The sequence below is a fragment of the Hoeflea sp. CAU 1731 genome (genome assembly GCF_039888615.1).
GTDB lineage: Bacteria > Pseudomonadota > Alphaproteobacteria > Rhizobiales > Rhizobiaceae > Flavimaribacter.
This window is the reverse complement of record NZ_JBDQQS010000003.1, coordinates 312,249-332,205: the sequence shown is the minus strand read 5'-3', so window position 1 is coordinate 332,205 and position 19,957 is coordinate 312,249. Positions and strand designations below refer to the sequence as shown.

Genomic DNA, 19,957 nt, shown 5'->3' with positions numbered 1-19,957 from the left:
GATTTCGCGGAAACTCAAGCCTGTCTGCGGCGAAACTCAGTTTTCGTAATTGCGCTCGTCTGCGATGACCTTGCCGTCATTGGGAAGGCTTCCGGCCGCGACGCTGACCACGTCGCCCTTGAGCCGGGTGACGTCCGACAAGGTCGCGGAAATCGACGCCGCGTCCAGGTCCGCACCGCTTCCCGCTTCCACATGCAGCGACATGCTGTCCTGATTGTCGGTGCGGCGCACGATCAGTCGCGCCCTGGCGATTTCGGGATGCCGCTTCATGACGGCGTCGACCTGTTTCGGATCGACAAACATGCCCTTGATCTTGGTGCGCTGGTCGGCGCGTCCCATCCAGCCGGCAATGCGCGTGTTCGTTCTTCCGCAGGGCGAGGGGCCTTCGACGACAGCCGAGAGGTCGCCTGTGGCGAACCGGATCAGCGGATAGGCTTCGTTGAGGCAGGTGACGACGACTTCTCCAACCTCGCCGTCGGCCACAGGCTCGCTGCTGCCCGGCCGCACGATCTCTAGAATGAGGTTTTCGTTCAGGATCATGCCTGGATAAGGCGCGCCGTCCCCGGCCGCGCTTTCATAGGCGATCACGCCGATATCGGCCGTTGCGTAGCACTGCAGCGTCTTGATGCCGCGCAGGTAATATTCGTCGCGCAGGGATGGAAAGAGCGCGCCGCCGGAGACCATGGCGTGAGTGATGGAAGACAGGTCAAGTCCGCTTTCCACCGCCCTGTCCAGCATGATCTTCAGAAAGTCCGGCGTTCCCGTATAGGCCGTCGGGCGCAATTTGGCGGCCGCCTCGACCTGGGAGTCAGTGTTGCCGACGCCGGCGGGAAACACCAGACATCCCATAGCGCGGGCGCCCTCGTCGAGTATGAACGCGCCCGGAGTCATGTGATAGGAAAATGCATTGTGGACGATGTCGCCGGCGCGAAAACCGGCGGCGAACAGCGCGCGGGCCGCCTGCCACGGATCGGCGTCGAAGCCCTGCGGCTCCCAGACCGGGCCGGGCGACATGAACACCCGGTTGCCCCGCAGCGCGTCGGCGACCGCGAAGCCGCCGAAAGGCGGCTTATCGGCCTGCGCGGACATGAGGTCCTGTTTTCTCAAAACCGGAAGAGAAGCCAACGCCGATCGAGTGTCGATCAATTGTGGATCTATGTCCCCTAGCCACCTCTTCAAACCTTCCGCCTGCGTCATGGCGCGGGCCAGGAAAGACGGCAGTTTTTCGAACAGGTCCTTTTCACGGACTGCAGGCTCGCGCGTTTCCAGCGCGTCAAAATAGGCGGTCAAGACGAGGCTCCTCCCGTTTCGTCTCTCATGTCGTATCGGTAGCCGGTCTCACACCGTCTGTACAGCGCTTCGGCGAGCAGGTGTTCCTCAGGCTGTCCGACGGGTCAGCGTGAACTGGCTGCCCGTGCTCGACGTGCAATTGAGCCTTGATGGCGAAGCGAGGGAGCAGTTCACCTTGGAACTGGTGTTGCGCACCAGGGAACGGAGGTCGATCTGGACGACGCGCGGACCCGTATAGGTGTATTTGCCTGTCGCCAGCAGGGTGTTCGTATCGGTCGTCCGGGTTTCGAACTGGCCGTCGGAGAACGTGGAAAGGATCCCGTTCGGATCGAACCATTGTCCCTCGATGGAGTTCGGATCATTGCGTGGCCCGCCTCCGAAATTCGATTGGCAGGCGGCGAGAGCCGCCGTCATGAAAAGAAGTGTCAGTGTCCTCGACCAATGCCGCATGGGTGCCTCCGCTCTGGATCTCACGTTCGACGCCTCGCCTATCAATACCACCAGACACCCGTGAACGGCAACGTCCGGCCGGTCAAAAGGTTCATCGCTCTTTAATGAACCAGGACGTTCCTGAACTGCCAGGGATCGCTTTCGTCGATATCTTCCGGAAAAAGTCCGGGGCGATCGGTCAGAGGCGTCCAGTTGGTGTAGTGGCCTTCCACGGGTCCGAGATAGGGCAATTGCACTTCGAGGCAGCGTCGGTAATCCATCTCGTCGGCTTCGACGATGCCCGAGCCCGGATTTTCCAGTGCCCAGACCATGCCGGCGAGCACCGCGGACGTGACCTGCAGGCCGGTGGCGTTCTGGTAGGGGGCGAGTTCGCGCGTTTCTTCCACTGAAAGGCGTGACCCGAACCAGTAGGCGTTGCGTTCGTGCCCGTAGAGAAGCACGCCCAGTTCGTCGATCCCGTCCTCGATCTCGTTTTCGTCGAGGACATGCAGCTTGGGCTGCTGCTTGCCGCCATTGCCGAACATTTCGTGCAGCGAAAGAACGGCGTCGTTGGCCGGATGATAGGCGTAGTGACAGGTCGGCCGGAAGACGACGTTTCCGCTGTCGTCCCGCAGCGTGAAGAAATCGGCGATCGAGACGGACTCGTTGTGGGTTACGAGAAAGCCGTACTGCGCGCCCGGTGTCGGGCACCAAGTGCGCACCCGCGTATTGGCGCCCGGCTGCTCGAGATAGATCGCCGCCTTGCAGCCGGTTTCCTGTTCTTTCGCGTTGTCCGGTTTCCACTTTTCGTGGCTCCCCCAGCCGAGTTCGGCGGGCTGCAGTCCTTCTGAAATGAAACCTTCGGCGGACCAGGTGTTCCAGAAAACGTCGAGAGGCTTGGGGTGTTTGGCGCGCTGCGTGTCGCGTTCGGCGATGTGGACGCCCTTTACACCGACTTTTTGCATCAGGGCGGCCCAGCCTTCGCGGTCTTCAGGCGCAGGTTCCTCGAATGCGATCCCGAGATCGTTCGCCAGATTGACCAGCGCCTGCTTGACGAACCACGACACCATGCCGGGATTGGCGCCGCAGCAGGAGACGGCTGTCGCGCCGCCCGGGTTCGCCGTCTTTTCGTTCCGCACCGTTTCGCGAAGCGCATAGTTGGTGCGGGCCGCGTTGCCGAGCGTATTGTCGAAATAGAAGCCGAGCCAGGGTTCAACCACGGTGTCGATATAGGGCACGTCGATCTCGCGGCAGAATTTCATGAGATCGAGCGACGAGGTGTCGACGGAAAGGTTGACGCAGAAGCCCTGTCCTTCGCCTTCGGTCAGCAGCGGTCCGAGCAGATCGCGATAATTGTCGCGGGTCACTGCTTCCTGCACGAAGCGAATACCTTTCTTGGCCAGTAAGCCGGCGTCGGCGTCGCTGGGGTCGACAACGACCATGCGGCTCTTCTCGAATTTGAAATGGCGTTCGATGAGCGGCAGCGTTCCGCGTCCGATGGATCCGAAGCCGATCATGACGATCGGACCTGTGATCTCTGCGTAAACGGGATAATCGACCTCTGACATCAGTTTCCTTCCTGGTTTGCCTGGCGGTTGCTTAACCACGATTCAACGCCGCATGGAAGCAGAGAGTTGCGTCAATGCCGACGGATCGTCAGGCGGAGAGCGAGCGGTCGAGTTCCTCGAGCTCGTCGATGAGCCCTTCGATCATGGAAAGGCCCCGGTCCCAGAAGGCAGGATCGCTTGCGTCCAGCCCGAACGGCGCCAGCAGCTCGGAATGATGCTTGGAGCCGCCGGCCTTCAGCATCTCCATATACTTTTCCTGGAAGCCGGATTCGGCGTTCTGGTAGACCGCGTAGAGAGAATTGACCAGACAGTCGCCGAACGCATAGGCGTATACGTAGAAGGGCGAATGGATGAAATGCGGAATATAGGCCCAGAATGTGCTGTATTGCGGCGTTATGCGGATCGCTGGCCCTAGGCTTTCAGCCTGCACCGACAGCCATAATTCTCCGATCTGGTCCGATGTGAGTTCGCCTTCGCGGCGCTCCAGATGCACCTTTCGCTCGAACTGGTAGAAGGCGATCTGGCGGACGACGGTGTTGATCATGTCCTCCACCTTCTGCGCCAGCATGGCCTTGCGTTCCCGCGGCGAGGTCGTTCGGTCCAGAAGGGCGCGGAACGTGAGCATTTCCCCAAACACCGAAGCCGTCTCCGCCAGCGTCAGCGGCGTCTGCGCCATGAGCGCTCCTTGCTGGGCGGCCAGCACCTGGTGAACGCCGTGTCCGAGTTCGTGGGCGAGCGTCATCACGTCGCGCGGCTTGCCGAGATAATTCAGCAGCACATAGGGGTGAACAGACGGCACGGTCGGGTGCGCGAATGCGCCGGGAGCCTTGCCCTCGCGCACCGGCGCGTCGATCCAGTTCCGGTCGAAAAAACGCTCGGCGATCGTCGCCATCTGCGGGTCGAAACGTCCGTAGGCATCGAGAATGGTGCCGCGCGCCTCGTCCCATTCGATCAGCGTTTGCGGCGATTCCGGCAATGGCGCATTGCGGTCCCAGAAATCCATCACATCCATGCCGAGCCAGCGCGCTTTCATCGCGTAATAGCGATGCGACAGGCGCGGATAGGCGGCGACGACCGATGAGCTGAGCGCATCCACCACCTCGCGCTCGACGCGATTGGCGAGGTGCCGGCCGTCCGCGATGTCTTCGAAACCTCTCCAGCGGTCGGAAATCTCCTTGTCCTTGGCCAGCGTATTGGTGATCAGCGTGAAGGTGCGGATGTTTTCGGCGAAGGTGGCGGACAGGGCTTCAGCAGCCTTTCGACGCGTCTCGCCCTGCGGCGACTGCAGCAGGTTCAGCGTCGGCTCGAGGGCGCGCGTTTCGCCATCGACCGTGAACCGCAGGTCGGCCATCGTTTCGTCGAAGAGCCGGTTCCAGGCTGCGTGGCCGGTTATGGATTTCTCGTGGAAGAGCTGTTCCGTGCGGTCATCGAGCTGAAATGGCTTGTCCATCCTGAGATCGACGAGCCAAGGACGATAGTGCGCGGTTCGCTCGTCGTTGGCGATCGCCGCATCGATGTCGGCGTCGTCGATCCGGTTGATCTCGAGTGAAAAGAACAGAAGCCTGCTGCTTATGTCGGTGATCTTCGCCTGCGTGTCGCCGAAAAACTTGGCGCGCGCCGGATCGGTCGTGTTGGAAAAATAGAAAAGACTCGCAAAGGAAATGATGCGTCCCAGCAGTTCCTCGATCTTTTCATATTCGACGATCGCCTGTCCGAGGCCCTTGTCGCCGGTTTCGGCGGCGGCGGCCTTGAGTTTGCCCTTCCATTTTTCCTCGAAAGCGGAAGAACGGCGGGAGGCGGCCTCCATGTCGCTGCGCAGGGCGTCAGAGTCGAGCCCGGTATAGAGATCGGAGAGGTCCCACTCCGGCAAGGGTCCGAGACTACCGGCCTCGTGCGAGGCCGGCGCTCCGTCGGCCACCATGTTCCGATGTTCCGCCACAGTCCGTATGCTGGTTGCACTCATTTGTCTCAAATTCGCCCCCGGTTGCGGTAGTGCAGCTTACATGAACGGCTCGACTCGGGTTTTCCACGGACGCCGAATTGCGAATTCGACAAAATTGACATAAATCCATAGCTGAATTAGCTGGTTTCACCCGGCCAAACTCGAATCGAGCAGATAGTACCGGTATAATTCACGACTTGTTAGTTGTTTGTTCACTATAAATGTCAGTTGAAACCGAGTGTGACCTGTTTGCCATGCTGTGAACGCATTTCGAGTGCAGGGCGGATACGATCCTAGGCCGGCTCGGGTAATATGTATCGGGTTTTGTTGTGACGAATTTTTTCGGAAATCAGCCAGTCTGGACCGAAAGCGGGGATGCGGGGATCTGAAGAAGATTGCTTAGGGGCGCGACCATAAATTACGGAGTGAAAGTCTGCAGGGCGATCGCGGCCGCGGTGACAGCCGCACTCCTGTTTGGCGTTCTCACAAGCGCCGCGGCGGCCGAAACCCGTACGCTCAAGCTCTATTTTCTGCACACCAAAGAACATGCTTCCATCACCTACAAGAAGAATGGCCGCTACATCCAGAGTGGTCTGAACGAACTCAACCGGTTCCTGCGCGACTGGCGCCGCAATGAGCCGACAAAGATGGATCCGCGGCTGTTCGACCTGATCTGGGAAGTCTATCAGGCCAGTGGCTCGAAAGCCGAAATCCACGTCGTCTCCGCCTATCGTTCGCCGCAGACCAACGCCATGCTGCGCAAACGCTCTTCGGGCGTCGCCAAGAAGAGCCAGCACACACTTGGCAAGGCGATGGACTTTTTCATTCCGGACGTGCCGCTAAAAAAATTGCGCGAACTCGGCATGAAGTTCCAGGTCGGCGGCGTAGGCTACTATCCGCGATCGGGCTCCCCCTTCCTGCATCTGGACACCGGCAGCGTGCGCGCCTGGCCGCGCATGAGCCGCAAGGAACTCGTACAGGTGTTTCCTCAGGGCAAGACGCTGCATTTGCCGTCCGACGGCAAGCCGCTACCAGGGTACGACCAGGCGCTCGCCGACTACAAGAAACGCGTGACGTCGAGTAGTATCCAGGTCGCCGGAGGCGGCGCCAGAAGCAGCAGTGGCGGCGGCGGCGGTCTGCTGGCCGGTCTGTTTAATCGCGGCGACGATGAGGACAAGGCGCCTGCGCGCCAGAAGCGGTCCTCTGCGTCGCAGGTGGCGCAGGCGGAACCCGAGGACGACGACGAAGAGATTGAACTCGCCTATGTTCCGGTTCCGCGCTCGCGACCCGCGCTTTCATCCAGCGGCGTTCAACTGGCGCTCGCCGACGCCGGAGCGGCCAATGGCGACAATGGCGGCGTCCCGCTGGTTCCGGTCCCGGTTGGCGCGCAAGCCGAGGCGCTCGCGGCCATGCGGCCCGATGACGCCGGCGTCAACGGCACCGACGCCATCAAGGTGGCCAGCCTGACGCCTGCGCGAAGCGCGGCTTCGGCGGATGTAGACCGGATAATCAGAGCCTCCGAAAACGGGCTTCCGATGCCGGTGCAGATCGAGGATTCCGGCTCGCCGGCGCTGGCTTATGTGCCAATGCCGACGACGCGGCCTGACAGGCAAACGGTCGAGGTCGCCTCGGTGGCCGGCGTTCCGACGCCGCGTCCTGTGCGGGCAGGCTTCGAGATACCGCTTCCTGAAAGCCCGATCCGGGGCGCGCTCGACACGTCCGGCGGACAGCCTCAGGCCGGAGCGGAGATCGCACTGGCTCCGCCGTCCGCGGCGCAGTCCGAAAGCGAACGAAATGTTATGGCGGCGGCGATCGCAGCGAGCGCTCGTCAATCGACGGGCGGCAAGAGTGGTCGCCGCGCGCGGGCGTCTGGCGACGCCTCGCCGAAATATGTGGTTAACACGTCTCCGGTCCTGACCGCCGGACTCGCGTCGAAACGCAGCATCACGTCGGAACGGGTCGAAACGCAGGGCAACGCAATCGTTGCGCCGCAACTGGTGTCGGCCCATCTCCGCGAAGCGCCGCACACTGTTCATCTGACAGGCTTTTCTACGGAAAATACGATCGCCAGCGCGGAAAGCTTCTCCGGAAGCGCGGTCAACTTCCTGACGGTCGCCCGTTTCAGCGTCACCAATTGACGGCGGCGCCAAAACCGATTTTGGCTGCTTTTATTCTTCGGGAGGCGCGCTGATCATGCCAAGCGCGGCCAGATAGGTGTCGAGAACGGCTTCCTGTTCCATTCTCTCATCCTGGTCCTGCTTGCGTATCGAGACGACGCGGCGAAGAACCTTGGTGTCGAATCCCGTCGCCTTGGCTTCGCCGTAGACTTCCTTGATATCGTCGGCGATCGTCTTCTTTTCTTCCTCAAGCCGTTCGATCCGCTCGACGAAAGAGCGAAGATGATCACGCGCGACACCGTGAGCTTCGGACATTGGGCGACTCCTGTACAAAATGTGAGTGGTGTCAGGTGCACGCTACGGAGAATTCCGTCAAGTGCGTTTTCGCGCCTGTCCCGTGTTCTATGGGAAGACGCGGGCGTCAATGTTCGTGGCGGGAGGCGAAGGCCGCCTTCTGTTCCCCCGTCGCCTCCGTCTGGTGTTTGGCTTTCCATTCGTCGTAGGGCATGCCGTAGACGATTTCCCGCGACGCTTCCTTGCTCAGGTCTATACCGGCGTCCCGAGCCGCGTCCTGATACCAGTTGGACAGGCAATTTCGACAAAATCCGGCCAGATTCATCAAGTCTATGTTTTGCACGTCGGCGCGTTCGCGAAGATGGTTCACGAGTGTCCGGAAAGCCGCGGCTTCCAATTTGATGCGCTGTTCTTCGGTCAGTTCCGTCATGACGAGCCTCCTGCAGTTTGAGGGGTTTCCTTGACCTGGAAGATAGTGCCGCAAGGTCGGCCGGTAAACCGGCCAGGCCGTTGATTTGAAATATGCGCGGCCGGTTTGATTCGGTCACGCGTTGACATTCGGGCCGTCGATGCGGCACATATCCAATAGAGGGTTCGTAACGGGGATGTCAGTGGCTGGCTTTATAGTGAAGCATGGGCGTTTGGCGCTTGCTTCGGCAGTGATTGTTTTAATGGCCGCATGGAGCAACGACGCGCGTGCTGATTTCCGGGTATGCAACGGGACGCAGAAACTGGTCGGCGTCGCGATCGGATACCGGACGGCTGATGGCTGGAAATCCGAGGGCTGGTGGCAAATTGCGGCGACAAGTTGCGAAACCATCATAGAAGGTTCGCTTTCGTCACGTTATTATTATCTCTACGCGGAAGATTCCGAAAGCGGCGGTCGGTGGGCGGGCGACATTGATATGTGCGTCGCCGAAGACGCCTTCGATATCGTTGGCGTGCACGACTGCTTCACGCGCGGATACATGCGCATGGGCTTCAAGGAATACGACACGGGTCAGCAATCCAACTGGATGGTGCAATTGACAGATTCCGGAGACAATGGCGAAGGCCAGAATTGATGAAGCGACTTCGCAGAGTAAAGATACTTGCAACGCTCGGGCCGTCCTCCTCGGATGAGGAAACAATCGAAAAACTGCATGAAGCTGGCGCCGATCTGTTTCGCATAAACATGAGCCATTCGGATCATGCGACTTTGCGCAATCTGGTCGACCGGATACGCGCGGTCGAAAAGCGATGTGGACGTCCCATCGGCATTCTCGCCGACCTTCAGGGACCCAAGCTGCGCGTTGGCCGTTTCGCTGACGGCGCCGTCGAACTCGAGCCGGGCCAGACCTTCACGCTGGACAACAAGGACACGCCCGGAGACGCCTCGCGCGTTTTCCTGCCGCATCCGGAAATCTTCGCAGCTGTGAAGCCCGGACATCGACTGTTGATCGACGACGGACGCCTGCAATTGAAGGCGGACGCATGCGACGGCAAATCCATGACCTGCACTGTCGTGTCGGGAACGAAGATATCGGATCGCAAGGGCGTCAGCCTGCCGGACAGCACGCTGCCCGTCGGCGCGCTGACGGAAAAGGATCACAAGGACCTCGAGGCCGTTCTGGCGACCAGAAACGTCGACTGGGTCGCACTGTCCTTCATCCAGAGACCCGACGATTTGGCGGCGGTCCGCAAGATCGCCCGCGGCAAGGTCGGTCTGATGGCGAAGATCGAAAAGCCGCAGGCTCTCGAGCAGATCGATGAAATCATCGAGCTTTCCGATGCGCTTATGGTCGCCCGCGGCGATCTTGGCGTTGAACTTCCGATCGAGGCTGTACCGGGCATACAGAAACAGCTTATTCGCGCCTGCCGGCGAGCCGGCAAGCCCGTTGTGGTGGCGACCCAGATGCTGGAGTCGATGATTACCGCGCCGGTGCCGACGCGCGCCGAGGTTTCGGACGTCGCGACGGCGGTTTTCGAGGGCGCAGACGCTGTCATGCTGTCAGCGGAATCCGCGGCGGGAGATTATCCGGTCGAGGCGGTCTCCATGATGGGGGCGATCGCCCGCCAGGTGGAAAAGGACCCGAACTTTCCGGGTATTATCTATGCCCAGCGCTCTGAGCCGCAGGCGACCGGCGCCGATGCGATTTCGCTGGCGGGGCGCCAGATCGCGGAGACGCTGAACCTGGCCGTCATGGTCTGTTACACCTCGTCGGGCACCACCGGCATGCGGGCCTCGCGCGAGCGGCCGCAGGTGCCGATCATCGCGCTCTCGCCGGTTATCGAGACCGCGCGCCGGCTGTCGGTCGTTTGGGGGCTGCATTGCGTGGTGACCGAGGATGCGACTGATCTCGACGACATGGTCGACAGGGCCTGCCGGATCGCCTTCAACGAAGGCTTCGGAAATCCGGGAGATCGGGTGATCATTTCCGCCGGCGTGCCGCTTGGCACTCCTGGCGCCACGAATATGCTGCGGATCGCCTATATCGGTTCCGACGGCATGTCCGGCATCTGAGTCGAAGTCTGGTCCGTTGCATTGTCCGCGGCCTTGCCCTGCATGGTCGTAGCGCGGTGACGTTCAAAGGCGTGTTTGAGCGCTTCCAGGTCGACCGGCGCGCCGGACAGTTTTTCGAGCGCAGCCGTGCACAGCCCCGTTGCGACATAGTCCGGTTTGTGGCCTACGCCTTCCAGCAACACGAGTTCCGCATTGTCCATTTCCTCGGCGAGCGCGACCGAGTGCTGCAGCGGCGAGACGACCGTGTCCTCTAGCCCGGACAGGATCACTGCGGGCGCCTTTATCGCGCGGTATTTCGGCGCGGTGACGACGATATGGTCGAACAGTTCGACGACGTCACGGGCGTTCGCCAGGAACTGGCGCGGTCTGAGCACCAGTGGGATCGCCGTCTTTTCCTCATAATCGTCCGCGCACAGGTCCGGGGCGAAGACGCGCTTGACGGCGGGTCCGGCCAATACGAGGCCGAGCGGCATGACGAGCAACTCGCAAAAGAGCCGGCCGATCACCGGTATGGTGACGAGTCGGTAGTAGAAATCGACGCCGCCCTGCCAGGGATGAGTGGGCGAGGCAAGCAGCAGTAGACCGCGCACCCGTTCCGGTCTTTCAAGGGCCATGGCGGCCGCGATGACGCCGCCGAAGGAATGGCCGACGACGATGGCGTCCTCGATGCCCTTTCGATCCATCAGGCTGGCGATCGCCCGCGCCTGCGCGTCCGGATAGGCGTTGCGCGATCCGCCGCGCTCCGACCAGCCATGGCCGGGGCGGTCGACGAACAGCATCTCGGCCCGGCCCTCCATGGCGGAAAGGAAAGCGCCAGACTGATCGCGCAGATTGCCGCTCGCGCCGTGGATGAACACGATCGCCGGCAGATCGGCGCTCTCCGGCCGCTCGATATGCAAAGCGTGCAAGCGATAGCCGCCCACATCCGTCAGATCGCCGTGCGCCGGAAAGCGACGTTCAACGCTGCGCGTGAGGATCAGGGTAAAGCCGTAGAGACCTGATATGACTAGAATGGATGTCCAGAACAGCGCCATTGGATATTACAGTCGCGGCATTGATAGATCGTGTTCAGGTTTCTTCGCCGGTCAGCTCGTCGGAAATATCGCCGACCTTTTCCTGAGCATTCCGCATCGCCGGGTAGACTTCAAGCACCTTCATGTAGGCGTGCAGCGCGGCTTCGTCGTGGCCCGCTGTCTGCAGGATCGCGCCCATGCCCATCAGCGCGCCGAAGTGGCGCGGTTCGAGTTCCAGCACCCGGTTGATGTCGGACATCGATTTCGCGTGATTGCTCATGAGGTAGTGCAGCGTCGCGCGCCGGTTCCAGCCTTCCGCGTAATCCGGCATCAGGACGGTGACCTGGTCAAGCAGGTCGAGGGCCGTGAACAGGCGCTGATCCTCGATCGCGTCGTCGGCCCATTCCATGAGCTGATCGGCGGTCGCGCTGCCGGAATCGCGCCAGGCCGCCCATATGCGGTCGGCGATTCGCCTGGCCGCCGCAGGGTCGCTTTCGCGTTTCAGATCTGCGAAATAGGAATCGAGGCGATCCGCCTTCGTGCGGCCTATTGCCGGAGGAAGTTCCTCCGGGCTGATCGCCGGTTCTTCGGTCGACTGTTTTTGCCTCTGAAGGTCATTGCTCTGGGCAAGGGCGTCAGACGCCGCAAATCCGGCGAGCGAGACAAACGCTGTCAGAAAAGAGAGAGTGATCGGCAAACGCGTAAATGGCATGCGGATAAATCTATGCCGCATGCGCAAAAGGTCAAAGCCAAATTTTGGTGATCGTCAACCGATCGCCCGGTATTAGCCCTGGCGCGCCTTGAAACGCGGATTCTGCTTGTTGATGACGTAAACGCGGCCCTTGCGACGAACCAGGCGGTTTTCACGGTGCCGCGCCTTCAACGACTTGAGAGAGTTCTTGATTTTCATTGTTCCGGATCCATGGTCATTGGCCGAAACCGGTAATACGGTCGTCTGGCCTATAAACAATCAAAAGCGCGCCTTGCGACGCGCTCGAAGTGTTGGGCAGCGTTTAGCGCCAAGCTTCCGTTCTGTCAACCGCGCGCTCACGCAGACTTGCGTCCCGGAGGCCCGGAACGCATAGATGGCGCAGTTTTGCGTCGCTTGAGCGTTTGGGGAGGTTGTTCCATGTCGAATGCACCACACTATGATATCGATCCGGGTTCCTTCTGGACTGACCCCTATCCGGATATGAAGGTCATGCGCCGGGAAAAGCCGGTCGCCTATGTGGAGCAACTCGGGGCGACGCTGATCACGCGGCGCGACGACATTTTCGTCAACGAGAAGAAGATCGACGTCTTTTCTTCCGTTCAGCCCGACGGCCTGATGTCGCGGCTGATGGGCGAAAACATGATGCGCAAGGACGGCGATGCGCACATGGCGGAGCGCCGGGCGATCTTTCCGTCCGTCTCGCCGAAAACCGTAGCAACCGTGTGGAAGGCGGCGTTCGAGGCGGCGACTGACCGTATTCTCGAGGAAATGAAGCCAGAGCGGCGATGCGATCTTGTGGAGGCGTTCGCCATGCCGGTTTCGGCCGAAGCGCTGAAGGCGATCACCGGTCTCACCAACATGCATTTCGCGGAAATGAACCGGGTGAGCCAGGGGATGATCGACGGCTGCGCCAACTATGGCGGCGACCCGGCGATCGAGGCGAACTGTCACGATTGCACCCGCTCCATCGACGACCATATCGATGAGCGGATGGAGGAAGCAGCCGCCAATCCCGATCATTCCCTGCTGTCGGTCCAGTTGCAGGCCGGCCTCCCGGAATCACAGGTCAGGGCGAATATCAAGCTTGCCATTTCCGGCGGACAGAACGAGCCGAGGGACGCCATTGCGGGCGTCGCCTGGGCCTTGCTCACCCATGAACGGGACCTGGCGCGGATCCGGTCGGGCGAGGCGACCTGGCTGCAGGCCTTCGAAGAATACGCCCGCTGGATATCGCCCATCGGCATGTCTCCGCGGCGGGTGGCGCAACGCTACGAGCTGGACGGCGTCGTCTTCGAGCCGGAGGACCGGGTGTTTCTGATGTTCGGCTCGGGCAACAGGGATGAACGCATATTCGACGATCCGGACCGGTTCGACGTGACGCGCAACACGGCCAAGTCGCTTTCTTTCGGCGCTGGCCCGCATTTCTGCGCCGGAGCCTGGGCCTCGCGCTGTCTGATTGCGGAGGTCGCCCTGCCGAAGCTTTTCGACAGCCTGCCGGGCCTTCGGCTTGCCGAGGGCGGGGATGTGCGCTTCGGGGGCTGGGCGTTCCGCGGACCGCTTTCCGTCCCCTGTGTGTGGGATTAGAATTCCTTCGCAAGAAGCGGATATCGGCATTCCCCGCCCTAATGCAGGAGATCTCCATCGAAAAATCAAAGGAGATCATCTCATGCAATTACACAATAAGGTCGTCATCGTCACAGGTGCGAGCAGCGGCATAGGAGAGGCGGCTGCGCGGCTGTTCGCCGAAGAGGGGGCGAAGCTCGTGCTCGGCGCGCGTCGCCGCGAGACGCTGGAACGGGTCGCCGACGAAATCGTCGGCAAGGGCGGCCAGGCGGTCGCCGTGGCGGGTGATGTGTGCGACGCCGGCTATGCGGAGGAACTGGTCGCAACCGCGCTTGATCGCTTCGGTCGCCTTGATTGCGGCTTCAACAACGCCGGGATGATGGGCGAGGCCGTCGCCGTTCCCGATATGACGGAAGAAAACTGGAGCCGGACGCTTGCGACGAACCTCACCAGCGCCTTCCACGCGGCCAAACACCAGATTCCGGCGATGCTGAAGTCCGGCGGCGGATCACTCATCTTCACGTCCAGTTTCGTCGGCTATTCGGCGGCGTTCCCGGGCATGGGCGCCTACGCGGCCAGCAAGGCGGGCCTCATCGGGCTCGTGCAGGTTTTGGCGACGGAACATGGCGCACAAGGCGTTCGCGCAAACGCCCTGCTTCCGGGCGGCACGCGGACGGAAATGGCGGGCAATATCGACGAAGAGCCGGAGCGCCTGGCCTTCCTCAACAGCATTCATGCGCTGAAGCGGATCGCGGACGCGCGCGAAATCGCCGAAGCCGCGCTCTTCCTTGCCTCCGACCGATCGAGCTTCATGACCGGATCGGCCATGGTCGTCGACGGAGGCAATTCGATCAACAAGGTCTGACGCTGATCACTTCAACCAGGTGACGTGACCCATCTTGCGTCCGGGGCGGGCATCCTTCTTTCCATAGAGATGGAGCGCCGCCCCAGCCTGTTCGAGTATGCCAAAACTGCGTTCGACATCGTCGCCGATCAGATTTTCCATGACGCAGTCGGAGTGCCGGGCGCAATCGCCAAGCGGCAGTCCGCACACGGCGCGAATATGCTGCTCGAACTGGGAAACGGCGCAGGCGGCTTCCGTCCAGTGACCGGAATTGTGCACCCGCGGCGCAATCTCGTTGGCGAGCAGGCGCCCGTCGGGAAGGACGAAGAATTCGACGCCGATGACGCCGACATAGTCCAGGCTGTCGAGAATCCGGGCCGCGGCTTCACGCGCCGCCTCCGCCGTTTCCGGCGAGATCGGGGCCGGCGCCGTGGACTGTCTCAAAATGCCGCCCTCGTGGCGGTTTTCGGCCGGATCGTACATGGCGGTGGAGCCGTCGGCGCCGCGCGCGGCGACGATCGAGATTTCCCGGTCGAAAGCGACGAAGCTTTCCAGGATCAGCGGCGTCGAGCCCAGCTTGCGAAAGGCGTCCGGATGCTCTCCGTCGACGCCCTTGAAGACGATCTGTCCCTTGCCGTCATAGCCGAGCCGGCGCGTCTTCAAGACGCCGAGCCCGTCAGTCTGCCGGAGCGCCGAGTCCAGCTCGGCCTGGCTGTCGACGGCGATGAAATGCGCGGTGTCAATGCCGCATTCGTTCAGGAAGGTCTTCTCGACAAGGCGGTCCTGCGCGATCTCCAGGGCCCGCGGCGGCGGATAGACGCCGAGCCTTCCGGCGAGCGTGTGGGCGGCGCCGACCGGGACGTTCTCGAACTCATAGGTCACCACGTCGCACGCCGCGCTCAGGCGTTCCAGCGCGGCTTCGTCGTCGTATGGCGCGACGATCTGCATATTGGCGACTTGCGCGGCGGGGCAGTCTTCCTGCGGCTCGAGGATGCAGGTCCGGTATCCGAGTTTTGCGGCCGCAATTGCAAGCATGCGGCCGAGCTGGCCGCCGCCGATAACGCCGATGGCGGCGCCGGGCGGCAATGCGGTGTCGGGATATGTCACCACGCTACTCCGAATCCACTGGCCGCAGGGGAATCGAGGCGGTCAGTTCCTCTCTCCACGTGTCCAGACGGGTGGCCAGCGCCTCGTCCGACAGGGCGAGCACGGCGGCCGCAAGCAGCGCGGCGTTGATTGCGCCGGCTCGGCCGATCGCCAGCGTTCCAACCGGGATGCCGCCGGGCATCTGGACAATCGACAGAAGACTGTCCTGACCCGACAAAGCCTTGGATTCGACCGGGACGCCGAAGACTGGCAGCGTCGTCATCGCGGCCGTCATGCCCGGAAGATGCGCCGCGCCGCCGGCGCCGGCGATAATGACCTTGAATCCGGCCTTTCTCGCGCCTGTCGCAAAGTCGTAGAGACGCTGCGTGGTGCGGTGCGCGGAAATGATCAGCGCTTCATGGGCGACGCCCAGTTCATCGAGCGTCTCCGCCGCGTGGCGCATGGTCGACCAGTCCGACTGGCTGCCCATGATGATGGCGACGGGTGCGGGCGTGTCTGACATGATCCGGAGAACTCCTTGGGTCTTTGTGGCGAGGCCGCGCCGTCAGGCGATGATGTCCGGCAGGATCTGGTCCTCGATCTCGGAAATGAGGTCCTTCAGCGCCAGTTTTTTCTTTTTCATGCGCTGAATGCGCAGGGCGTTGCAGCCATAGGCGAGCATGGCGGTGATGGCGGCGTCGAAATCCTCGTGTTCCTGACGCAGCTTTGCAGCCCTGAGCCGCAATTCCGCCTGTTCCTGATCCGCCATGTCAACTACCCCGAGATTTCACTGCCGTTTCGGACAATTCGCGCCTGTCTGATTCCCGGCTCCGATAACGCAGAAGTGCTGTACCATTTTGTTCGCGAACGCAAAATATTCAAAAAAGAAAGTTATCCACGGTCTTGAAATAAGGCTTCGACAATCTCCACATTTTAGTGGCACAATGTGCGTGGCTGGTGATGGAGCCTGCCCCTAAATCCCGCAATTGCGGTTGCGGGGAAACGTTACTGGAAAGGAGTCGTTCAATGGCTATCGAAGCTCGTCTTGAGACGCTTGAGAAAAAACACTTCGCTCTGGAAGAAGAACTCCATTCAGCACTCAATCAGCCCTCGGCTGACGATGCAGAGATTTCCGACATAAAACGACGAAAACTACGGTTGAAAGACGAAATCGAGCGGATTCGCGGCTCGATAACGCATTAGGGTTTTTCGCCGCAAAGCGCCTGATATCCCAATCATTTCAGGCATTTCCAGCACGGCCGTCGCGTCGGCCGTGTCTCACAGGGCTTTTGCGGCTTCCCTCAGAACGAATTTCTGAATCTTGCCGGTCGACGTTTTCGGGATTTCCTGGAAAACGACGTAGCGCGGGCATTTGAAATGCGCGAGCAAACTGCGGCAGTGGCCGATCAGTTCCTCCGCGTCTGCCGTCTGTCCGGGTTTCAGCTCTATGAACGCGCAGGGCGTCTCACCCCATTTGTCATCCGGCTTGGCGACCACGGCGGCGGCCTGGACGGCGGCGTGCTTGTAGAGGGCGTCCTCGACCTCGATTGACGAGATGTTTTCGCCTCCGGAAATGATGATGTCCTTGGACCGGTCCTTGAGCTGGATGTAGCCATCTGGATGCATCACGCCCAGATCGCCGGAATGAAACCAGCCGCCCGCGAAGGCTTCGGCGCTCGCCTTCGGGTTCTTCAAATACCCCTTCATGACGATATTGCCGCGGAACATGACTTCGCCGATGGTCTCGCCGTCACCCGGAACCGGCTCCATGGTGTCCGGGTCGAGAACGACGAGATCTTCCAACGCATTGTAGCGCACGCCCTGTCTTGCCTTCAGCCCGGTTCGAACCGGCTTGTCCAGCTTGTCCCACTCGCTTTGCCATTCATTGACCACGGCCGGGCCGTAGGTCTCCGTGAGGCCATAGAGGTGGACGACCTCGAACCCGGCGTCCGCCATCTGTTCGAGAACCCTTTCGGGCGGCGGCGCGGCGGCCGTGTTGAAGGAAACGGTCTGGTTGAAGTCGCGCTTGTCGTCTTCCGGCGCATTGAGCAGCGTCGACATCACGATCGGCGCCCCGCACAGATGGGTGACGCCATGATCGGCGATCGCGTCATACATCGCCTTTGCGCGCACCCAGCGCAGGCAGACATGAGTTCCCGCGACAACGCCCAGCGTCCAGGGAAAGCACCAGCCATTGCAGTGGAACATCGGCAGCGTCCACAGATAAACCGGAAAGCGGCCCATTCCGGCGGCCACCACGTTGGAGTAGCCCATCAGCGACGCGCCGCGGTGGTGATAGACGACGCCCTTCGGATTGCCCGTCGTGCCGGAGGTGTAGTTCAGCGAGATCGAATCCCATTCGTCGTCCGGCACTGACCACGCATAGTCCGGATCGCCGGCCGTCAGAAACGCCTCATAGTCTTTTGTCCCGATCCTGTCGCCTTTCGAAAACGGCGTGTCGACGCCAAATTCAGGGTCGTCATAGTCGATGACGAGCGGATCGACGTCGGCGATCGCCAGCGCTTCGGCCATGACGGCGGAAAACTCCCGGTCGACGATCAGGATCTTCGTCTCCGCGTGGTCAAGCTGGAATGCGATGACGGCGGCGTCGAGCCGCGTATTGAAAGAATGCAGCACCGCGCCGGTCATCGGCACGCCGTGATGGGCTTCGAGCATCGCCGGCGTGTTTGACAACATAACGGAAACCGTGTCGCCCTTGCCAATGCCGCGGGAGGCGAGGCTCGAGGCAAGCTGCCGGGATCGGCTGTAGAAGGTCCGGTAATCCATGCGAATGTCGCCGTGGATGATCGCCGTATGGTCCGGATAGACGTAAGCCGCGCGCGCCAGATGCGCCAGCGGCGTCAGCGGCTGATAATTGGCGGCGTTGCGATCGAGATCGGTTTCAAAGGGATTTGCCGACATGGTTCCTCCGGTTGGCCTGCAATTGAAGCTATTGCATTACAGCAAGCAGCCCGTCGGCAACAAGCTTTAGTCCGGTCAATACGATCAGAACATACATGAATGGATAAAAGACCTTCGGGCTCATCCGTTTCACGATCCAGGCGCCGGCAAGGGTCGCAATAGGCGCGAGCGGCAAAAGCACCGCGCTTGTCGCAAGGTTCGATGTGTCGAACTGGCCGAGCGCGAAATAGGGTCCGAGCTTGAGAAAGTTCATCAGCGCGAAAAACCGGGCGCTGGTGCCGGCAAACAGCTTCGGGTCGAGCTTCAGCGGCACCGTGTAAATCTGAAAGGGCGGACCGCCCGCGTGCGACACGAAGCTCGTGAAGCCGGCGACCGTTCCCCAGATCGTTCCCTTGACCGGACTATGCGGCGCCGGTTTGCCGCGCACCTCCATGGAGGCGAAGAACTGCTGATAGACCATCCGGCCGACGAATATGACCGCGACGCATCCAAGCAGAAGCTGGATCAGCGCATCGTCGAGCCAGGCCGCGGTGAGCCAGCCTATCGTCAGGCCGACCAGAGATCCGGGCACCAGATCTTTCAAAGTCCTCATGTCGTTGAAATGTCGCCAGGCCCACAGGCTTGCAATGTCCATGACGATGAGGATGGGCAGCATGATCGCCGCCGCCTTGACCGGTGAAACAACCAGGGCGAGAATCGGTACGCCCATGAGCGCGAAGGCGCCGCCGAAACCGCCCTTCGACAGGCCGACCAGGATCACGGCCGGGATGGCTGCCGCATAGAATGCAAGATCGGTCGGCATGTTGATCCTTCACAAAAGGTGGTCTATCGGGAACCAGGATAGTCCCGTTTCGAATTTCATGCTCGAACCGTGGATTGAATTTGAAGCGGCAAAAGCGAACAGCGTGCTTGATAGCGAATTTCATTGCAGAAAACCACAAGGCGCCCGGCGATTTGAATGCGCCGGCGCCAATCGCGCCACGCACAACGCCAGGCCCGGAGCCGAAAGATCATGACCAGCCGTTGCCGTCTCGTCCTCATTGCGCCGCCGATCGCTGATCCGGACGCGCTCGCCAGCTTGCTCGGCGACGCGCTGCGCGGCGGCGACGTCGCGACCGTTGTTCTTCCGCAGGGCGATCTCAATGAAGTGGATTTCCAGAATCTCGCCGCCAGGGCGGTTCCGGTGATCCAGGAAAGGGGCGTCGCGGCGCTGGTGTGCGGCGAAGAGCGGATCGCCATGCGCGTCAAGGCTGACGGGCTGCATATTGACGGCCCGGCGACCGCCTTGCGCGAGTCCGTGGAAAAACATGCGCCGCAGCTCATCGTCGGCGGCGGCAATCCGCAGACACGTCACGCCGCGCTGGACGCCGGAGAAGCCCAGCCCGACTATGTGTTTTTCGGAAAGCTCAGAGGCGATATCAAGCCGGAGCCGCATTCGAAGAACCTTGCGCTCGCCGAATGGTGGTCGGAAATTGTGCAGATTCCCAGTCTCGTCATGGGCGGGCTCGATCCCGAAAGCGCTTTGACCGTCGCGGAGCACGGCGCGGACTTCGTTGCGCTCGGATCCGCCGTGTTCGCCGAGCCCGCGCAATCGGCGCAGATCGTTGCTGCTGTAAATGCGTTGCTTGACGAAAAAGCGCCACGGTTTGACGATTGAGTGCCCGGCGATGAAAA

General features: G+C 61.3%; 21 protein-coding genes. 7 read left to right on the top strand and 14 right to left on the bottom strand.

The annotated features are described in order from the left end of the window. Window positions 1-36: 36 nt before the first annotated feature. From AAFN47_RS07960 to AAFN47_RS07945, 4 genes are all read right to left on the bottom strand, one after another. The gene (locus AAFN47_RS07960; protein WP_499808665.1) at window positions 37-1,290 is read right to left on the bottom strand and encodes a phenylacetate--CoA ligase family protein; all 1,254 of its coding nucleotides are present in this window, start codon (window positions 1,288-1,290) and stop codon (window positions 37-39) included. An 87-nt stretch (window positions 1,291-1,377) separates the two neighbouring features. Beyond that, on the bottom strand, window positions 1,378-1,740 hold the full coding sequence (omp10, locus tag AAFN47_RS07955; RefSeq protein WP_499808664.1) for an outer membrane lipoprotein Omp10: 363 nt from the start codon (window positions 1,738-1,740) through the stop codon (window positions 1,378-1,380). Between the two features lie 101 nt (window positions 1,741-1,841). Further along, window positions 1,842-3,287 (bottom strand): homospermidine synthase, encoded by a 1,446-nt coding sequence (locus AAFN47_RS07950; protein WP_499808663.1) that lies wholly within the window; start codon window positions 3,285-3,287, stop codon window positions 1,842-1,844. A gap of 88 nt (window positions 3,288-3,375) precedes the next feature. Continuing rightward, window positions 3,376-5,208, bottom strand: a complete 1,833-nt coding sequence (locus tag AAFN47_RS07945) for a M3 family oligoendopeptidase (protein WP_499808662.1) — start codon at window positions 5,206-5,208, stop codon at window positions 3,376-3,378. 476 nt (window positions 5,209-5,684) lie between these two features. Between AAFN47_RS07945 and AAFN47_RS07940 the strand changes: the two genes are divergently transcribed. Then, window positions 5,685-7,367, top strand: a complete 1,683-nt coding sequence (locus AAFN47_RS07940) for a peptidoglycan L,D-endopeptidase MepK (protein ID WP_499808661.1) — start codon at window positions 5,685-5,687, stop codon at window positions 7,365-7,367. A gap of 30 nt (window positions 7,368-7,397) precedes the next feature. Here AAFN47_RS07940 and AAFN47_RS07935 read toward each other — a convergent pair whose 3' ends face one another. Both AAFN47_RS07935 and AAFN47_RS07930 read right to left on the bottom strand, forming a co-directional pair. Continuing rightward, window positions 7,398-7,661, bottom strand: coding sequence for a DUF2312 domain-containing protein (locus tag AAFN47_RS07935; protein ID WP_499808660.1), 264 nt, complete (start codon window positions 7,659-7,661; stop codon window positions 7,398-7,400). A gap of 106 nt (window positions 7,662-7,767) precedes the next feature. Beyond that, entirely contained in the window at window positions 7,768-8,070 is a 303-nt protein-coding gene (locus AAFN47_RS07930; protein ID WP_499808659.1) for a DUF1244 domain-containing protein, read from the bottom strand. A gap of 175 nt (window positions 8,071-8,245) precedes the next feature. On the opposite strand from AAFN47_RS07930, the gene AAFN47_RS07925 reads away from it, so the two are divergent. Together AAFN47_RS07925 and pyk are read left to right on the top strand one after the other, a co-directional pair. After that, window positions 8,246-8,704, top strand: coding sequence for a DUF1036 domain-containing protein (locus AAFN47_RS07925; RefSeq protein WP_499808658.1), 459 nt, complete (start codon window positions 8,246-8,248; stop codon window positions 8,702-8,704). Continuing rightward, window positions 8,704-10,143, top strand: coding sequence for a pyruvate kinase (pyk, locus tag AAFN47_RS07920; protein ID WP_499808657.1), 1,440 nt, complete (start codon window positions 8,704-8,706; stop codon window positions 10,141-10,143). The genes AAFN47_RS07925 and pyk overlap by 1 nt, the downstream gene beginning before the upstream one ends. On the opposite strand, the gene AAFN47_RS07915 is transcribed toward pyk, so the two are convergent. The 3 genes from AAFN47_RS07915 to ykgO form a co-directional block, all read right to left on the bottom strand. Then, window positions 10,110-11,177, bottom strand: a complete 1,068-nt coding sequence (locus tag AAFN47_RS07915; RefSeq protein ID WP_499808656.1) for an alpha/beta fold hydrolase — start codon at window positions 11,175-11,177, stop codon at window positions 10,110-10,112. The two genes, pyk and AAFN47_RS07915, sit on opposite strands and share 34 nt — an antisense overlap. A 34-nt stretch (window positions 11,178-11,211) precedes the next feature. Further along, window positions 11,212-11,868, bottom strand: coding sequence for a hypothetical protein (locus AAFN47_RS07910; protein WP_499808655.1), 657 nt, complete (start codon window positions 11,866-11,868; stop codon window positions 11,212-11,214). 72 nt (window positions 11,869-11,940) lie between these two features. After that, window positions 11,941-12,066 carry a type B 50S ribosomal protein L36 gene (gene ykgO / locus AAFN47_RS07905; RefSeq protein ID WP_499808654.1) on the bottom strand — a complete coding sequence of 42 codons (126 nt, stop codon included), beginning with the start codon at window positions 12,064-12,066 and terminating at the stop codon, window positions 11,941-11,943. A gap of 219 nt (window positions 12,067-12,285) precedes the next feature. Here ykgO and AAFN47_RS07900 point away from each other — a divergent pair, with 219 nt between their 5' ends. Beyond that, entirely contained in the window at window positions 12,286-13,452 is a 1,167-nt protein-coding gene (locus tag AAFN47_RS07900; protein WP_499808653.1) for a cytochrome P450, read from the top strand. Window positions 13,453-13,534: 82 nt separating this feature from the next. Then, window positions 13,535-14,296 (top strand): SDR family oxidoreductase, encoded by a 762-nt coding sequence (locus AAFN47_RS07895; RefSeq protein WP_499808652.1) that lies wholly within the window; start codon window positions 13,535-13,537, stop codon window positions 14,294-14,296. A 6-nt stretch (window positions 14,297-14,302) separates the two neighbouring features. On the opposite strand, the gene AAFN47_RS07890 is transcribed toward AAFN47_RS07895, so the two are convergent. The 3 genes from AAFN47_RS07890 to AAFN47_RS07880 are packed head-to-tail and all read right to left on the bottom strand — an operon-like array spanning window position 14,303 to window position 16,130. Further along, a complete protein-coding gene (locus AAFN47_RS07890; protein WP_499808651.1) occupies window positions 14,303-15,382 on the bottom strand; it encodes a 5-(carboxyamino)imidazole ribonucleotide synthase in 1,080 nt (359 codons plus the stop codon). Window positions 15,383-15,386: 4 nt separating this feature from the next. Next, window positions 15,387-15,884, bottom strand: a complete 498-nt coding sequence (purE, locus tag AAFN47_RS07885) for a 5-(carboxyamino)imidazole ribonucleotide mutase (protein WP_499808650.1) — start codon at window positions 15,882-15,884, stop codon at window positions 15,387-15,389. 42 nt (window positions 15,885-15,926) lie between these two features. Then, window positions 15,927-16,130, bottom strand: a complete 204-nt coding sequence (locus tag AAFN47_RS07880; protein ID WP_499808649.1) for a YdcH family protein — start codon at window positions 16,128-16,130, stop codon at window positions 15,927-15,929. Window positions 16,131-16,387: 257 nt separating this feature from the next. Here AAFN47_RS07880 and AAFN47_RS07875 point away from each other — a divergent pair, with 257 nt between their 5' ends. After that, on the top strand, window positions 16,388-16,564 hold the full coding sequence (locus AAFN47_RS07875; RefSeq protein ID WP_220229832.1) for a YdcH family protein: 177 nt from the start codon (window positions 16,388-16,390) through the stop codon (window positions 16,562-16,564). 75 nt (window positions 16,565-16,639) lie between these two features. Here the strand turns inward: AAFN47_RS07875 and AAFN47_RS07870 are convergent, their stop codons facing one another. Continuing rightward, complete coding sequence (locus tag AAFN47_RS07870) at window positions 16,640-18,283, bottom strand: acyl-CoA synthetase (protein ID WP_499808648.1); 1,644 nt, start codon at window positions 18,281-18,283, stop codon at window positions 16,640-16,642. Between the two features lie 28 nt (window positions 18,284-18,311). Beyond that, window positions 18,312-19,085: a sulfite exporter TauE/SafE family protein gene (locus AAFN47_RS07865; protein WP_499808647.1), complete on the bottom strand. Its 774-nt coding sequence runs from the start codon at window positions 19,083-19,085 to the stop codon at window positions 18,312-18,314. Between the two features lie 210 nt (window positions 19,086-19,295). Between AAFN47_RS07865 and AAFN47_RS07860 the strand changes: the two genes are divergently transcribed. Then, window positions 19,296-19,940: a thiamine phosphate synthase gene (locus tag AAFN47_RS07860; RefSeq protein WP_499808646.1), complete on the top strand. Its 645-nt coding sequence runs from the start codon at window positions 19,296-19,298 to the stop codon at window positions 19,938-19,940. Window positions 19,941-19,957 lie beyond the last annotated feature (17 nt).

Bases quoted from the DNA above. Each gene is read 5' to 3' on its own strand.
- omp10 (WP_499808664.1), bottom strand. From the start codon at position 1,740: ATGCGGCATTGGTCGAGGACACTGACACTTCTTTTCATGACGGCGGCT.
- AAFN47_RS07950 (WP_499808663.1), bottom strand. From the start codon at position 3,287: ATGTCAGAGGTCGATTATCCCGTTTACGCAGAGATCACAGGTCCGATC.
- AAFN47_RS07945 (WP_499808662.1), bottom strand. From the start codon at position 5,208: ATGGTGGCCGACGGAGCGCCGGCCTCGCACGAGGCCGGTAGTCTCGGA.
- AAFN47_RS07935 (WP_499808660.1), bottom strand. From the start codon at position 7,661: ATGTCCGAAGCTCACGGTGTCGCGCGTGATCATCTTCGCTCTTTCGTC.
- AAFN47_RS07930 (WP_499808659.1), bottom strand. From the start codon at position 8,070: ATGACGGAACTGACCGAAGAACAGCGCATCAAATTGGAAGCCGCGGCT.
- AAFN47_RS07925 (WP_499808658.1), top strand. From the start codon at position 8,246: ATGTCAGTGGCTGGCTTTATAGTGAAGCATGGGCGTTTGGCGCTTGCT.
- pyk (WP_499808657.1), top strand. From the start codon at position 8,704: ATGAAGCGACTTCGCAGAGTAAAGATACTTGCAACGCTCGGGCCGTCC.
- AAFN47_RS07915 (WP_499808656.1), bottom strand. From the start codon at position 11,177: ATGGCGCTGTTCTGGACATCCATTCTAGTCATATCAGGTCTCTACGGC.
- AAFN47_RS07910 (WP_499808655.1), bottom strand. From the start codon at position 11,868: ATGCCATTTACGCGTTTGCCGATCACTCTCTCTTTTCTGACAGCGTTT.
- ykgO (WP_499808654.1), bottom strand. From the start codon at position 12,066: ATGAAAATCAAGAACTCTCTCAAGTCGTTGAAGGCGCGGCACCGTGAA.
- AAFN47_RS07900 (WP_499808653.1), top strand. From the start codon at position 12,286: ATGTCGAATGCACCACACTATGATATCGATCCGGGTTCCTTCTGGACT.
- AAFN47_RS07895 (WP_499808652.1), top strand. From the start codon at position 13,535: ATGCAATTACACAATAAGGTCGTCATCGTCACAGGTGCGAGCAGCGGC.
- purE (WP_499808650.1), bottom strand. From the start codon at position 15,884: ATGTCAGACACGCCCGCACCCGTCGCCATCATCATGGGCAGCCAGTCG.
- AAFN47_RS07880 (WP_499808649.1), bottom strand. From the start codon at position 16,130: ATGGCGGATCAGGAACAGGCGGAATTGCGGCTCAGGGCTGCAAAGCTG.
- AAFN47_RS07875 (WP_220229832.1), top strand. From the start codon at position 16,388: ATGGCTATCGAAGCTCGTCTTGAGACGCTTGAGAAAAAACACTTCGCT.
- AAFN47_RS07870 (WP_499808648.1), bottom strand. From the start codon at position 18,283: ATGTCGGCAAATCCCTTTGAAACCGATCTCGATCGCAACGCCGCCAAT.
- AAFN47_RS07865 (WP_499808647.1), bottom strand. From the start codon at position 19,085: ATGCCGACCGATCTTGCATTCTATGCGGCAGCCATCCCGGCCGTGATC.
- AAFN47_RS07860 (WP_499808646.1), top strand. From the start codon at position 19,296: ATGACCAGCCGTTGCCGTCTCGTCCTCATTGCGCCGCCGATCGCTGAT.